Here is a 13,749-nt window from a genome sequence, read left to right as displayed (position 1 = left end):
AAGCAGAGTCGTCCTGGCCGATGGCGACCCCCGCGCCGGAGACCCGGACCCGCGGGGCCGCGGTGGCCAGGTCGACCTGGAGAGTGCCCGGTCGGCCCAGGTCCTCGCCCTGGTGGAGGGTGAGCACGGCCGGAGCGGCGGCCGGGTCGAGGTCGCGGAGGTAGGCGCCGAAGGCGGCCGCCGCCGCCCCGGTGGCCGGGTCCTCGACCACGCCGCCGACCGGGAACGGGTCGCGGACGTGGAAGACGTCGGGGGCGGCCCGCCACACCAGCTGGAGGGTGACGAGGTCCCGGGCCGTCATAAAAGCCGCGAGTCCGTCGAAGTCGTAGTCGAGCCGGGCCAGCCGGTCCCGCGTCCCGGCGGCGAGGACGAGGTGGCGGGCGCCCGCGTAGGCGTACCGGGGCGGCAGCGCGGGGTCGAGGTCCCCGGCGGCCCAGCCGAGCAGGGCGAGCGCCTCCTCGACGTCCGCCGCGCCGGCCTCCTCCACCCGGGGTTCGACGCTGGTGAGGGTGGCCCGCAGGGTCCCGTCCGCGTCCTTCGTCACCTCGACCGGCACCTCGCCCGCCGCGGTGCGGTAGAGGTAGCGGCCGGGGCCGACCCGCTCGGCGAGGGCCACGGCGGAGGCGACGGTGGCGTGGCCGCAGAACGGCACCTCGACCAGCGGGCTGAAGTAGCGGACGCCGTACTCGCCGGCACCCGGGCCGGGGACCAGGAACGCCGTCTCGGAGTAGCCGACCTCGGCCGCGATCGCCAGCATCCGGTCGGCGCTCAGGCCGGTGGCGTCCAGCACCACGCCCGCCGGGTTGCCGCCGGCGGGGTCGGTGGCGAAGGCGGCGTAGCGGAGGATCTCGGGAGCATCGGGAGCGGCGTCAGTGGCGGGAGTGGCGTCAGTGGTCATGCCCGCACGAACGCGCCCGGCCCGGCCGGTGTTCCCCGTCGACACAGCACCGTCACCACCGGCCCCCGTCACCGCAGCACCGCCTCCAGCAGATCGGTCCCCAACCGGGCGCTGCCCGCCAGGTCCAGCTGGTACAGCATGTAGCGCCCGCGCCGATGGGTGGTCAGCAATCCGGCCCGGCGCAGCACCGCCAGGTGCCGGGACACCTCGGGCGCGCTCAGCTGCCAGGCGGCCGCCAGCTCGCCGGTGGTGTGCGGGCCCCGCGCCATGGTGCGGGCGAGCCGGAGCCGGACGGGGTGGGCGAGCGCCTCCAGCCGCTGCTGGACCACCGCGAGCGAGACCGGTTCGGGCACGCCCGGCGCGGCCACGGGGTACTGCACCACCGGGCGCCAGCCGGTCGCGGACACCACCAGCAGGTGCGGCCGGCCGAACGCGGTCGGGATGAGGGTGACGCCGCCCGCGCCGGTCGCGCTGGTGGTGTTGTCCTGGAGCTTGTCGACGACGATCCGGCGCCGTCCCTCACCCGCGTCCTCCAGCACGACCGAGGAGGAGACCGCGGCCAGCGCCTCGACCGCGCCGTGCCGCACCAGCAGGTCCGTCTTACGGCGGGCGTCGGCGGCGAGTTCGGGCAGCACCCGGCGCCAGGCGTCGGCGAAGAAGCTCTCCGCGCAGTCCTCCAGCATCCGGCGGACCAGGGCCCGGACGGCGGGCGGGTCCGTGAGCAGCCGGTCCGCGAAGTCCGCCTGCCGGGGGCCGCGGGCGAGCGCCAGGTCCCGGGCCCGTTCCTGTTCCGCCGGGTCGGTGAGCGGCGAGGCCGTCCGGTGGGTGATCCGGGAGACGCCGCAGGTCGTCACGAGCGCGGCCCGGACGTACTGCTCGTCGTCGATCCGGTCGACGCTCCTCGGCGAGGGTCGCGCCGGGGATGCCGGGGACGAGGAAGTCGGCGCGCGAGGAGCGCCAGAGGAACTCCGCCTCGGTCAGTCGCTCGGCGAGCGCGGGCGGCACGGTGGCGGTGGTGCTCGCCGCCCAGCCGTGCAGGTCGGGGTGGTGCGCCGGTTCGGCGAGCACGTGCAGCATGGCGCTGAGTTCGGCCAGCGGCGAGGGCGTGAAGAGCAGCCGCTCGTCGGGCAGGCCGGTGATGTCGATGGTCAGGCTCACGCCCTGATCCTGTCACCTGCGGCGCCCCGGTCCGGCGTCGATTGACGGGACTCGTCAATCGACGTGCGTGCGGGCCGGCTGCGGGCGGACGGTACCGGCCATGAGCCTGATCCAGAGCCCGAAACGGCGGCCCGACGCCCCTGCTCCTACTCCCTCCCCCGCCTCCCCCGCTTCCTCCGTCGTCGAGCGGCCCCGGACCGGACCGGCCGCGCTGCTCGGCCTGCTGACCGCCGCCGGTGGTCCCCGCTACGCCGCCGCCCTGCTGGTGGACGCCCTCGGCACCGGGCTGCTGCGGCCGTTCCTGCTCCTGTACGGCATCGGCGTCCTCGCCCTGGACGCCGGGGCGGCGGGCCTCGCGATGTCCGCCGGCATGGTCGCGGGGCTGCTGGTGCTCCCGCTGACCGGCCGGTGGATCGACCTCGGCGCGCGCAGCCTGCCCGCCGCGGCGACGCTGCTGGTCCGGGCGGCCGGGTCGGTGACGCTGCTGCTGGCGGACGGGGTGGCCGGGTTCACGGCGGCGGCGGTGCTGCTCGGTGTGGGCAGCCAGTCCTGGCCCGCCACCCACGCGGCCGTGGTGTCGACGCTCACCGAGGGCCGCACCAGGGACGCCGCCCTGGCGGCCGGCCGGACGCTGCGCAACGCCGGGCTGGGCGCGGGCGCGCTGCTGGCGACGCTCGCGGTGGCCGGCGGCACGGGGACGCTCCAACTGCTCGCCGGGGTCACCGCGGCGGCCTGCCTGCTGGCGGCGGGGCTGGTGCACTCGCTCCGGGTGTCCGCACCACCGGCGGAGGCACCCCAGCCGTCCGCCGCGACCACCGCCCCCGCCCCCGGTCCCGTCCCCGGTCCCCGCCTCCGTCCCCACCACCGCCCCTGATCCCGCGCTGCGCCGGATCACCCTGCTCAGCGTCGCCAACCTCCCCTTCGCCTTCACCTTCGACGTCCTGGAGGTGGCCCTGCCGGCCCTGCTGGTGCTGCACCTGCACGCCTCCGCCGCCTGGTCCTCCGGCATCTTCGTCGGCAACACCGTGCTGGTGATCGCCCTCCAACTGGCCGTGGTGCTCCGGCTCGGCGAACGGTCGCGGCACACCGTGCTGGCCGCCGGCGGGTTCGCGCTCACCCTCTCCTACCTGGGCTTCTGGGCGGCCGGCGGGCTCGGCGGGACGGCCGCGGCCGGCGCGGTGGCGGCGGTGTCGGTGCTGTACACGTTCGGCGAGATCCTCTACTCCGGCTCGGGGACGGCGCTGGTGGCCGCGACCGCCCCGCCGCACCTGCTGGGCCGGGCGCTGGCGCGCTGGGAGCTGTCGATGGGCGTCGGCCGCGCCCTGGCCCCGGCGGCGCTGACCGCGCTGCTGGCCGCCGGTCCCGGCGTGCTCTGGCCCGCGCTGGCCGGCACCACCCTGCTCTCCTCGGTCGCCGTGGCCCGGCTGCGCCCGCGCGGGTGAACCGCAGGCCACCGTCCCGGGGTGCGGGCGGGCGCTGTCCCGGGGCGCGGGCGGCCGTCGTCCCGGGGTGCGGGCATGCGCCGGGTCGCCGATGCTGGGCGGCGAGGCGTGCGCACCCCGGCACGCGAGGCGTGCACACCCGGCACGCGGGACGACGCGCCCGGCCGCGAGGAAGGACACCGTTCATGAGCGCCCTCGACTTCGAGGTCATCGACAGCCCGGACAGCTCGCTCAACAAGACCTCCGTGCTGGTCACCGGCCCCCAGGACGCGCTGCTGGTGGATGCCGGGTTCACCCGGTCCGACGGCCGGCGGCTGGTGGAGCGGGTCCGGGCCACCGGCAAGCGGCTGAGCACGGTCTTCGTCAGCCACGGCGACCCGGACTTCTACTTCGGCGCCCAGGAGGTGCGGGACGCCTTCCCGGAGGCCCGGTTCCTGGCCACCGCGTCGACCGTCGAGCACATCCAGGAGACCTTCGAGGCCAAGCTCCGCGCCTGGGCGCACCTCGGCCCCGAACTGCCGACCCGGCTGGTCCTCCCGGAGGTGCTGCCCGGTGACGAGCTGGTCTTCGAGGGCCACCGCTTCGAGCTGCGCGGCGCCGACTTCCACCTGCCGGACCGGCACTACCTCTGGCAGCACCACCACCGCGCGCTCCTCGGCGGGGTGCTGCTGTTCCAGGGCCTGCACGTGTGGACGGCCGACACCCCGACGCCGGAGCAGCGCTCGGCCTGGATCGACCTGCTGGACGGCATGGCGGCGCTGGAACCGGACTTCGTGGTGGCCGGGCACCGGACGGCCGACGCGCCCACCGACCCCTCCTCGATCGACCACACCCGCGACTACCTGCGGGCCTTCGAGACCGAGGTCGGCCGGGCACCGGACGCGGCCTCGGCGCGGGAGGCGCTGGACCGGCGGTTCCCCGGGCTGGGCATGCCGCTGGCGGTCGACCTCGGGACGAAGGTCGCCAAGGGCGAGCTGGTCTGGGGCTGAGCGCGATGATCGAGATTCCGAGGGCCGCGGCCGCGTTCGCCGAGTCGGACGCCCCGGCCGACGTGGTCCGCCGCCAGTACCTGGCCTCGGCGCGGGGCGACCTGGCCGCGCTGCGGGCGACGCTCGCCGAGGACGTGGAGTGGACGGAGATGGCGGGCTTCCCGCTGGCCGGCACCTACCGGACGCCGAAGGGCGTCACGGGCGGGGTGATGGACCGGCTGGCCGCCGACTGGGAGGACTGGACGGCGCACGACGACCGGTACGTGGTGGACGGCGAGGACGTGGTGGTGCTGGCCCGCTACACGGCGGTGCACCGGACCACCCGGCGGCCGCTGAACGTGCGGGTGGCGCACCACTTCACGGTGCGCGGCGGGCGGATCGTGCGCTTCGAGCAGTTCACGGACACCGCCCTGGTCCGGGACGCGATGGCGCCCTGAACCCTCCCCCGCGCCCGGGCCGCGTCACCCGTTCGGGGGAGCCGGGGCGGCGCGCCGGACGCCGTCTCGACAGGCCCGCCGACCGGCGGCAGGCTGTCCGTGGTTTCCGCCGCAGAGCGAGGAGTTCAGCATGGCCACGGACAGTACGGGTACCGACGGCGCCGGGCGGCAGCGTCCCATTGTGATCGTCGGCGCCTCCCTCGGCGGCGCGAAGGCGGCGCAGGCGCTGCGCGAGGCCGGGTACACCGGCGGCATCGTGCTGATCGGCGAGGAGCACGAGCGCCCGTACGAGCGGCCACCGCTCTCCAAGGGCTATCTGCTGGGCAAGAGCTCCCGGGAGAAGATCTACGTCCACCCGCCGCAGTGGTACGCGGAGCACGACGTGACGCTGCGGCTCGGCACCCGGGTGGTGTCGATCGACCCCGCCGCGCACACGGTGACGCTGGCCGACAACGGGCAGGTGGAGTACGCCAAGCTGCTGCTGACCACCGGTTCGGTGCCGCGCCGGCTGCAGCTGCCCGACCCGGAGGGCGGGGACTTCGGCGGCGTGCACTACCTGCGCCGGGTGGAGGACAGCGAGCGGATCCGCAAGGAGTTCCGCACCGGCGCCCGGATCGTGGTGATCGGCGCGGGCTGGATCGGCCTGGAGACGGCGGCCGCGGCCCGGACGGCGGGCGCGGAGGTGACGGTGCTGGAGGCGGCCGAGCTGCCGCTGCTGCGAGTGCTGGGCCGCGAGGTGGCGCAGGTCTTCGCCGATCTGCACCGCGACCACGGCGTGGACCTGCGGTTCGGGGTGAAGGTCGCCGAACTGACCGGCGCGGACGGCCGGGTGACCGGCGTCCGGCTCGCGGACGGCACGACGGTGCCGGCGGACGCGGTGGTGGTCGGCGTCGGCATCTCCCCCGACACCGCCCTCGCCGAGGCGGCCGGGCTGGTCGTCGACAACGGGATCAAGACCGACGAACACCTGCGCACCTCCGACCCGGACATCCACGCGGCCGGTGACGTCGCCAACGCCTTCCACCCCCTGCTGGGGCGGCACATCCGGGTCGAGCACTGGGCCAACGCCGTCAACCAGCCCCAGACGGCGGCCCGCGCGATGCTCGGCGAGGACGCGGTGTACGACCGTGTCCCCTATTTCTTCTCCGACCAGTACGACCTCGGCCTGGAGTACGTCGGCTGGGTCGAGCCCGGCGGCTACGACCGGGTGGTGTTCCGCAGCGACCCGGCCACCCGGGAGTTCATCGCCTTCTGGCTGGCCGACGGCAAGGTCCTGGCGGGCATGAACGTGAACATCTGGGACGTCACCGACCCGATCCGCACCCTGATCCGCTCGGGCCGAGTGGTCGACCCGGCCCGCCTGGCGGACCCCGAGGTGCCGCTCGGCGACGTCTGATCCGGAACGGGCCCCGGTCGACGCAGTCCCGACCGGGGCCAGGGGACTACCCGATCGCGTTGCCCGGGTCGTTCAGCCAGGTACGGTGCTCACCGCTCACCGAGACGGTGAGACCGAACCGGTCGAGTCCCGGCGCTCCCTGACGCTGCCACCACCGGTACGCGGCCGTCACCTCGGCCCACAGGTCCCGCGGACCGGACTGCGAGACGGCGTGCCTCCCCTCCCAGTCCGCGAGCCGGCAGTGCGCGTAGGACGTGCCGTCCCAGATCTCGAACCGACCGGTGCCGAAGGCGTCGTAGGGTGCCGCGACGCTCTGACGGAACAGGTCCGGCAGGCGGAGCCCGATCGCGAACGCGGCATCGGTGGAGTCCGCGACGTCCGCAGGGTCGATCTCCGACGGACCGTAGCGGACGTCCTCGATGTCGAACTCGCCGCTGTCGGGCTGCTGGTCGCGCACCCACATGAAGGCGACGTCCTCCACGAACGGTCCGGAGGCCGACCGGCCGTCGTCCGCGACCACCAGACGCGCCAACGCCCCGTTGCAGAAAGCCGTTCCGTACGGCACGAGAATCACGCCGCCCGGTTTCGTCTGCTCGATCAGCGTCCCGGGCAACCTCTGAACGGCGGCCGTGAGGTGGACGCGATCGTAGGGCGCCCCGGCGGGGTGGCCCAGCATCCCGTCCGCTGCCAGCACCGTGGGCATGCGCCCCATGGTCGCGAGCCGCGCGCGGGCGTCGATCGCGAGCCCGGGATCCGCCTCGACGGTGACCACGTTCTCGGTGCCGAGCCGACCGGTCAGCAGACCCGCCGTCCACCCGGTGCCGGTGCCGACCTCCAGGATCCGCATCCCGGGGGCCGCGTTCAGGTGCCGGAGTATCTTCGCGACCACGGTCGGCATGGAGCTGGAGGACGACGGGGTGGTGGTCCCGTCGTGGACCTGCGTCACGAGCGGCAGATCGGAGTTCACGGCTTCCGCCCAGCGGTCAGGGCGGTCCGTCCGCTCGATCCACTCCCCGTCGACCCGGATCCGGCCCGGGGTGAACCGGTCGCGCGGGGTGCTGCGGAAGATCTGTTCCCAGTCGGCCGACAGCGCCCCGGACTCCCGCAGCGCATCGGTCAGCTTGTCCCACGTCATGAGGTCCCCTACGGCCTCTCGGGCTTGGGCAGGTTCTTCGGCGGCGCGTGCCGCTGGCCGTCGTGCGGCGCGGTGTCCGGCGACCCCGAGTGCCCGCCGCCCTTGCCCCCGCCGGCCTTGCCGGGGCCGTCGTTGCCCGATCCTCCGCCGTGCTTCGCCATGGTGGTGTTCCCTTCTGTGAGGTGTGCGATCGCGAGTGGAAGAGCCGGCCCCGCTCCCTCCGCGGGGCCGGCTCCCGGGTGGTCTAGCTGACGTCCGGAGCCGTAGCGGGCTCCGGCGCGGTCGGTCCGGGCGGGACGCGTCGGGTTAATGGTCGTCGCGGCCATACTGGTGTCTCCTCACACGCTGGCGGTCCCAAGCACCGATGCGCGCAGGGTCGTTCGGCGTTGCGGACCCGCTTCGACTGCTGCTCCCTGCCAAGACTGGCCGGATGCGCAGATCGAATCCTCTCTCGTCACGCACTGTCGAAGTGACGTCGACAAGACGTCACTTCGACCGGATGCAAGGCGTCATTTCGGTGTCATGCCAGGGCGTCACCGGATACATTCGGAGGCATGACGACCCCGGACACGGTGTTCCGCGCCGTCCGCATCGGTCTCCGTCTCAGCCAGGACGAGATGGCCCAGCGGATCCGCGATGCGGGGCAAGCCCTGGGAGAGCCCAACGACGCCAGCAAGCGACTCGTCCAGCGATGGGAATCGGGCGACGTGCGCACACCACGCCCGGTCTATCTGCGTGCGCTTGAGGCCGTGACCAAGCTGTCGGCGGATCGGCTGGGATTCGAGTCCGTCAATCTGCCGCCGGCGCGCGTTACGGAGGACGGAGCCGGAGGCCATGACGTGACGAGGAACCAGCCCGACGGGCGTCCCGCCCCGACCCCGGGCCCCTTGGGTGACGACTACAGCGGGGTGTGGCTGAACCACTACGAGTTCTTCAGCAGCAGCCGGGCGAACACCTTCTCCGGGTTGCACCACGTGCTGCTCCAGCACCACGGGAACCGGATCACGGCCGCCTCGCTGCCCGGCGCCTCCTCCAACCCCGACTCACCGCTCACGCTCGACCTCACCGTGGACCGCAACGTCGTCACCGGCACCTGGACCGAGCAGACCGCCGACGCCGGCTATTACCGGGGCGCCCGTTACCACGGCGCGATCCAGCTGCTCGTCGATCCCACGGGCCGCCACATGGCCGGCAAGTGGGTGGGCTTCGGGAAGGAGTTCGACGTCAACACGGGCCCGTGGGAGCTGCGATTGCTGGACCGGTCCACGGCGGAAGAAGTGCTTCGACGGTACAGCATGGCGCCGGAGGTGCCGCCGTCCGCGTGACGGACGACGGCCCCGCACGGCCGAACGGCCCGCTCCCGGAAGGCTGTTTCCGGGGGCGGGCCGTTCGGTGTTTCTCAGGGGTGGATCAGGCGACGGGCGGGAACGCCTCGGCGTCCGGCTTCAGGAGCTGGCCGGGGGCCGGGGCCTTCTGGTTCACCAGGTAGTCGGTGACCAGCTTGTTCAGTTCCTTGCTGCGGCCGACGGCGCAGTGCTCGACCACGTCGACCGAGACCAGCACCGCGTTGCCCAGCTGGCGCTGCATGCGCTGCGCGAAGCCGTAGTTGGTCGCCGGGTCGTAGAGGTTGCCGATGACCATCACCGGGGCGGCGGTCTTCCGGTTCCACGGGCCGGTGAAGGTCTCGGCGGGGCCGGTGAAGGTCTCGGCGTCGCGGGCCGGGGCCGGCCAGGAGGCGCAGGTCGGGCCGTCGAAGGCCTGGTAGCGGCCGAAGGTCGGCGACTCCTTCTCCCACGGCTTGGCCAGGTTGGCCAGGGTCCACGGGTTCGACGGGTACGGCTTGTCCTGGCAGTTGACGCCGTAGTAGGAGTCGTCGGAGGAGTACGGGGTCTCCGGCAGCGCCTCGCGCAGGGCGTTCGGCACGGTCTTGGCGAGCACCTTGGCGTTCTCGACGACGGCCGGGTCAACGGCCGGGTCGACGGCCGGCGCGGCGGCGGCGAGGCTCTGCGCGGCGGCGGCCGGGGCGTTGAGCACCTGGTAGGCGGCCTGCAGCGACACCGCGAGCGGCGCCTGGAGGCGCTGCGCGTAGAGGGAGCTGGCGACCTGGCTGGTGAAGCTGGACAGGGTGACCTGGGTGCCGTCCGGCAGGGTGATCGGGTTGGTGCGCAGGTGGTCGCGGAGGGTGTCGAACTTGGCCCGGGTGTCGCCCTCGCCGAAGGCGCAGCGCGGGGCGCCCGCGGTCTGGCAGCGCTTCAGGAACTCGGTCAGGGCGACCTCGAAGCCGGTGGCGCGCTGGCGGTCGTACTCGACGCCGTTGTGCATCCGCAGGTTGGGGTCGACGTTGCCGTCGACGATCAGGGCGCGCACCTTGTCCGGGTACATGCCCGCGTAGGTGGCGCCGATCAGGGTGCCGTAGGAGAAGCCGGCGAAGTTCAGCTTGCTGTCGCCGACGGCGCGCCGCATTCGGTCGAGGTCACGGACCACGTTGATGGTCGACATGTGCTCGATGAGCGGGCCGGCGTTGCGCGAGCAGGCGTCGCTGTAGTCCTCGGTGGCGTCGATGGTCTGCGCTATCTCGGCCCTGGTCACCGGGACGCCGATCATGCGGTCGTTGACGGCCGCGGCCTCTTCGTCGGTGGTGAAGCACTTCAGCGGGTTGCTGCGGGCCACGCCTCGCGGGTCGAAGCCGACCAGGTCGAAGCGGTCCTGGACGTCCTTGCCGAAGCGGGTGGTGGTCGCCCACAGGTAACCGCTGCCGCCCGGGCCGCCGGGGTTGAGGAACAGTGAGCCGATCCGCTTGGCCGGGTCGGCCGCGCGACGGCGCATCATCGCGATGCCGGTGGTCTCACCCTTGGGGTGGTCGTAGTCGAGCGGCACCTGGTAGACGGCGCAGTCGTAGATCTTGGGGTCCGGCTGGCTCGGATCGGGGTTGCACGGCTTCCAGTCGACCGGTGCCACCTTGGCCTCGGCGGCTGCGCCGGGGGCCGGTGCTGCGACGGCCGCCGCGGCCGAGCCTGCGACGAGGGCGAGGGCACTGGTGACCGCCAGTACCGTGCCGGTGAATCGGGACACGAAACCTCCTCCGGTTCTGCAAACGCCGGACAGCCTGTCAGCCCTCGATCAACAGGGGAAGACGTGCGTGACCGCAGATTCTTGCGAAGAGTGTCCGATTGGCCGTCAATACCCTTTATCGGAGCCATATTGACGGGAAACAGTGCGGTCGGTGGCCGAAGATCATCATTAACCGTATGGCCTGGCGGCCCGGGGGCGCGCCGCGAGGCGGCGGACGCCGGGCCGTGCGTCCGCACTCCGTTGACCGTGTACAGCCGCGACCCGATACTCGGCGTTGCGAAACCCCGACCGAGCCGTTCCTGAGGATTCGCCGGCCACCACCGGCGGAGAGGTGGACACTCATGGGCTTCCCGACCACACACGACGACGATCCCGGACCCCGGCCCCGACCGGGCCGCCGCGCAGTACTGACCCGGGCACTGGGCCTCACCGCGGTGGCCGGCCTGGGCACCGTGGCCTCGATCGGGGCGGCGGCCGGACCGGCGGCGGCCAAGGACACCAAAGAGGCCGAGGAGGCCAGGATCCTGGCCAGCCAGGCCGACTGGCGGTTCTGCACCAAGTGCTACGGCCTGTTCTTCCGCGGCTACCCCACCGACGGCGCCTGCCCGGCGGGCGGGGGCCACGACTCGGCCGGCTACAACTTCAACATCCCGCACGACATCCCCGAGACGCCGACCGCCCAGCACAACTGGCGCTTCTGCACCAAGTGCTACGGCATGTTCTTCTGGGGCTACCCCGACAACGGCCGCTGTCCCGCCGGCAACGCCCACGCGGCGGCCGGCTACGACTTCGTCCTCCCCCACGACATCCCGGAGCCCCCCGGCTCGCAGCGCAACTGGCGCTTCTGTCCCAAGTGCTACGGCCTCTACTTCTACGGCTACCCCACCAACGGCCGCTGCCCGGCCGGCAACGCCCACTCGGTCGCCGGGTACGACTTCGTCCTCCCGCACCTCTAGCCCGCAACCCCCAGGTGCGGGCGCCCGCGCCGTCGGCGCCGTGCCCGCACCTGGTCGACCCCGGGCCACCGGCCCCGGGGTTCGAACGCCGGTCTCAGCCGGCGGGGGTGAGCGGCGCGGTGGCGGGAGCGGGGGCGAGCCAGGAGGAACGGTCGCGTTCGGCGTGGCGGACGGCGGGGCCCATGGCGCAGCCGGCGGCGAGGAAGAGGACACCGAGGACCAGCCAGCCCGGGCCGCCGCCGTCGAGGAGGAGGGTGGTCAGCAGCAGCGGTCCGGCGGTGCGGGCCACCGCCACTCCGGTGCCGAAGAAGCCCTGGTACTGGCCGAGCCGGTCGGCCGGGGCGAGGTCGAAGGCGATCTGCCAGGATCCGGCCGACTGCTTCATCTCGCCGAGCACCTGGAGCACCGCGCCGCCGACCAGCAGGGCCGCCATCGCCCAGACCGGGACGGGCGCGGCCGAGAGGGCGAAGACCGCGCAGGAGGCGAGCAGGACCGCACCTGCCTGGCGAACGGCCCGGGCCGCCGAGGGCAGGCCGGTGACGGCGCGTGCGGTGCGGACCTGGAAGAGGGTCACGCCGACGGTGTTGAGGACGAAGAGCGCCGAGCCGAGCCAGCCGAGTTGCGGGGCGCGGTCGGCGATCCAGAGCGGGATCACCAGGCTGAGCAGGGGCATCCGCAGCAGCAGCACGGTGTTGACCAGCGTCACGAGCGCGTAGCGGCGGTCCGCCAGCACCGCGAAGCCGCCGTCCCGGCCCCGGGCAGCGTCCGCCGTCGTACCGTCCGCCGTCGCAGCGTCCACTGCCGCACCGTCCGCCGGTCCGGCCTTCGCCACCGAGAGCACCGCCGGGAGCACCGCCGGGAGCACCGCCGGCAGCCGCAGCAGGATCAGGCTCGTCGCCAGGAAGCCCAGCGCGGTCAGCGTGAACGCGGCGAGGAAGGCCGCCCTGGTCCCGACCGTGAGCGCGACGCCGCCGAGCGCGGCGCCCACCGCCAGCCCGGCGTTGAGGGTGGCCTGCAGCCGGGCGAGCGCCGCCGTCCGCTCGCCCTCCGGGACGAGTCCGCCGACCAGCGCCTGCCGGGCCGCGCCCAGACCGGACTGGGCGGTGGCGTAGAGGCAGGCGGCGACCAGGAACGGCAGGAAGTCGTCGACCACGAGGAACGAGGCGACCACCACCGCCGTGGCGAGCGCGAGCGCCGCCGCCGTGCCCCGGGGGCCGCGCCGGTCGGCGAGGTGGCCGAGCGGCACACCGGCGACCGACCCGATCGCCCAGGCCACCGCGAGGCCGAGGCCGAGCCGGGTGGGCGAGAGGCCGACGATCCGGGTGAAGTACAGCGCCGAGCTGGTGTAGTAGGCACCGTCGCCGATCGCGCTCACCAACTGGGCTGTCGCGAGGGTTCGTTGGGATCCGGACAGCGGGGTGCGGCGGGACGGCACGATGCTCCTGGGGTGGTGGGCCATCAGTGGTTCTTCGGTGTGGACACCAGTCTGCGCCGAGGGCGGACCACGCGGAAGGTCCAGTGGATCATCATGATCCTGGGCCACTTCGGCACGTCGTTTTCCGGATGCCCGCGCTCCGGGTCGCCCCCGCTCCGGCGCCGACCGCGCCCCGCCCGCCCCCGACAACCGGCACGCGCCCCTGGGGCACGCCGCACCCGGACGGCGGTACCGCGCGCCCCGCCCGGTGTGCCACGCGCCCTCCGTGTCCACCCCGTCCAACATCCGCACAGTTGTCCGATCATGCCCCAAGTGCCCGTGTTGACCGGCCAGTAGGCCCCTCCTATGCTCATCCGCGTTCTCGTTCGCGAACGTGAACACGACCAGAACGTGCCCGCCGTCGCGAGCACCGTCCGGCACCGCCCGGCACCGGGGCGAGGCCCTCACGGCCCGCCCGTCCAGAGCCGTGACCCGGCGAGAGGGGCTCCTCCCATCAGCATCTCCATCGTGCCCCCGGCCGGCCCGGGCCCCGCCGCCGAGCAGCCGCCCACCGCCGAGCCGCGTCCCACTACCGAGCAGCTGCCCGCCGACGCCGACCGCCGACGCTTCCTCACCTACCTGCTCGCCGCGCCGACCCTGACCGTCGCCGCCCGGGCCGGACTCGACGCCGTCGCGCCCGCCACCGCCCGGGCCGCCGAAGCCGCGCCCGCAGCGCCCGCTGCGGCCGCCCCGCCCGCCCCGGCCGCAGCGCCCGCCGCCCCCTCCCAACTGCTCGGCCTGCCCGGCATCCCGGACATCGTCGACCTCGGCCAGGCCCTGCAGGTCGCCGGT

12 protein-coding genes and 2 pseudogenes are annotated in these 13,749 nt (G+C 73.9%); 8 read left to right on the top strand and 6 right to left on the bottom strand.

The genetic code is table 11. The annotated features are described in order from the left end of the window. Positions 1 to 898: PhzF family phenazine biosynthesis isomerase (locus VR45_RS31325; protein WP_063772574.1), on the bottom strand; the 898-nt coding region annotated here is incomplete at its 3' end. A 68-nt stretch (positions 899 to 966) separates the two neighbouring features. Continuing rightward, positions 967 to 2,056: pseudogene (locus VR45_RS31320) on the bottom strand (DUF5937 family protein). A 100-nt stretch (positions 2,057 to 2,156) separates the two neighbouring features. Between VR45_RS31320 and VR45_RS49255 the strand changes: the two are divergent. From VR45_RS49255 to VR45_RS31300, 5 genes are all read left to right on the top strand, one after another. Then, entirely contained in the window at positions 2,157 to 2,930 is a 774-nt protein-coding gene (locus VR45_RS49255; RefSeq protein ID WP_234326345.1) for an MFS transporter, read from the top strand. Between the two features lie 73 nt (positions 2,931 to 3,003). Continuing rightward, on the top strand, positions 3,004 to 3,498 hold the full coding sequence (locus VR45_RS49250) for a hypothetical protein (RefSeq protein ID WP_234326343.1): 495 nt from the start codon (positions 3,004 to 3,006) through the stop codon (positions 3,496 to 3,498). Between the two features lie 185 nt (positions 3,499 to 3,683). Next, positions 3,684 to 4,487 carry an MBL fold metallo-hydrolase gene (locus tag VR45_RS31310; RefSeq protein ID WP_045943257.1) on the top strand — a complete coding sequence of 268 codons (804 nt, stop codon included), beginning with the start codon at positions 3,684 to 3,686 and terminating at the stop codon, positions 4,485 to 4,487. 5 nt (positions 4,488 to 4,492) lie between these two features. Beyond that, positions 4,493 to 4,924, top strand: a complete 432-nt coding sequence (locus tag VR45_RS31305) for a nuclear transport factor 2 family protein (RefSeq protein WP_045943256.1) — start codon at positions 4,493 to 4,495, stop codon at positions 4,922 to 4,924. Between the two features lie 130 nt (positions 4,925 to 5,054). Then, positions 5,055 to 6,320: an FAD-dependent oxidoreductase gene (locus tag VR45_RS31300; protein ID WP_045943255.1), complete on the top strand. Its 1,266-nt coding sequence runs from the start codon at positions 5,055 to 5,057 to the stop codon at positions 6,318 to 6,320. Between the two features lie 46 nt (positions 6,321 to 6,366). Here the strand turns inward: VR45_RS31300 and VR45_RS31295 are convergent, their stop codons facing one another. Together VR45_RS31295 and VR45_RS47355 are read right to left on the bottom strand one after the other, a co-directional pair. Next, positions 6,367 to 7,455, bottom strand: coding sequence for an rRNA adenine N-6-methyltransferase family protein (locus tag VR45_RS31295; RefSeq protein WP_045943254.1), 1,089 nt, complete (start codon positions 7,453 to 7,455; stop codon positions 6,367 to 6,369). A gap of 8 nt (positions 7,456 to 7,463) precedes the next feature. Next, positions 7,464 to 7,616, bottom strand: coding sequence for a hypothetical protein (locus VR45_RS47355; RefSeq protein WP_159394418.1), 153 nt, complete (start codon positions 7,614 to 7,616; stop codon positions 7,464 to 7,466). A 393-nt stretch (positions 7,617 to 8,009) separates the two neighbouring features. Between VR45_RS47355 and VR45_RS31290 the strand changes: the two genes are divergently transcribed. Next, positions 8,010 to 8,780: a helix-turn-helix transcriptional regulator gene (locus VR45_RS31290; RefSeq protein WP_045943253.1), complete on the top strand. Its 771-nt coding sequence runs from the start codon at positions 8,010 to 8,012 to the stop codon at positions 8,778 to 8,780. An 85-nt stretch (positions 8,781 to 8,865) separates the two neighbouring features. On the opposite strand, the gene VR45_RS31285 is transcribed toward VR45_RS31290, so the two are convergent. After that, positions 8,866 to 10,527: an alpha/beta hydrolase gene (locus VR45_RS31285; protein WP_052709511.1), complete on the bottom strand. Its 1,662-nt coding sequence runs from the start codon at positions 10,525 to 10,527 to the stop codon at positions 8,866 to 8,868. Positions 10,528 to 10,868: 341 nt separating this feature from the next. On the opposite strand from VR45_RS31285, the gene VR45_RS31280 reads away from it, so the two are divergent. After that, a complete protein-coding gene (locus VR45_RS31280; RefSeq protein ID WP_045943251.1) occupies positions 10,869 to 11,483 on the top strand; it encodes a hypothetical protein in 615 nt (204 codons plus the stop codon). A gap of 94 nt (positions 11,484 to 11,577) precedes the next feature. Here the strand turns inward: VR45_RS31280 and VR45_RS31275 are convergent, their stop codons facing one another. After that, a complete protein-coding gene (locus VR45_RS31275) occupies positions 11,578 to 12,942 on the bottom strand; it encodes an MFS transporter (protein ID WP_045943250.1) in 1,365 nt (454 codons plus the stop codon). Between the two features lie 483 nt (positions 12,943 to 13,425). On the opposite strand from VR45_RS31275, the pseudogene VR45_RS47350 reads away from it, so the two are divergent. Next, positions 13,426 to 13,749 (top strand): annotated as a pseudogene (locus VR45_RS47350) (hypothetical protein); the annotation flags it as partial.

The sequence above is a fragment of the Streptomyces sp. NRRL S-495 genome (assembly GCF_000966955.1).
Lineage (GTDB): Bacteria > Actinomycetota > Actinomycetes > Streptomycetales > Streptomycetaceae > Kitasatospora > Kitasatospora purpeofusca.
This window is presented reverse-complemented; position numbering and strand designations above follow the sequence as displayed.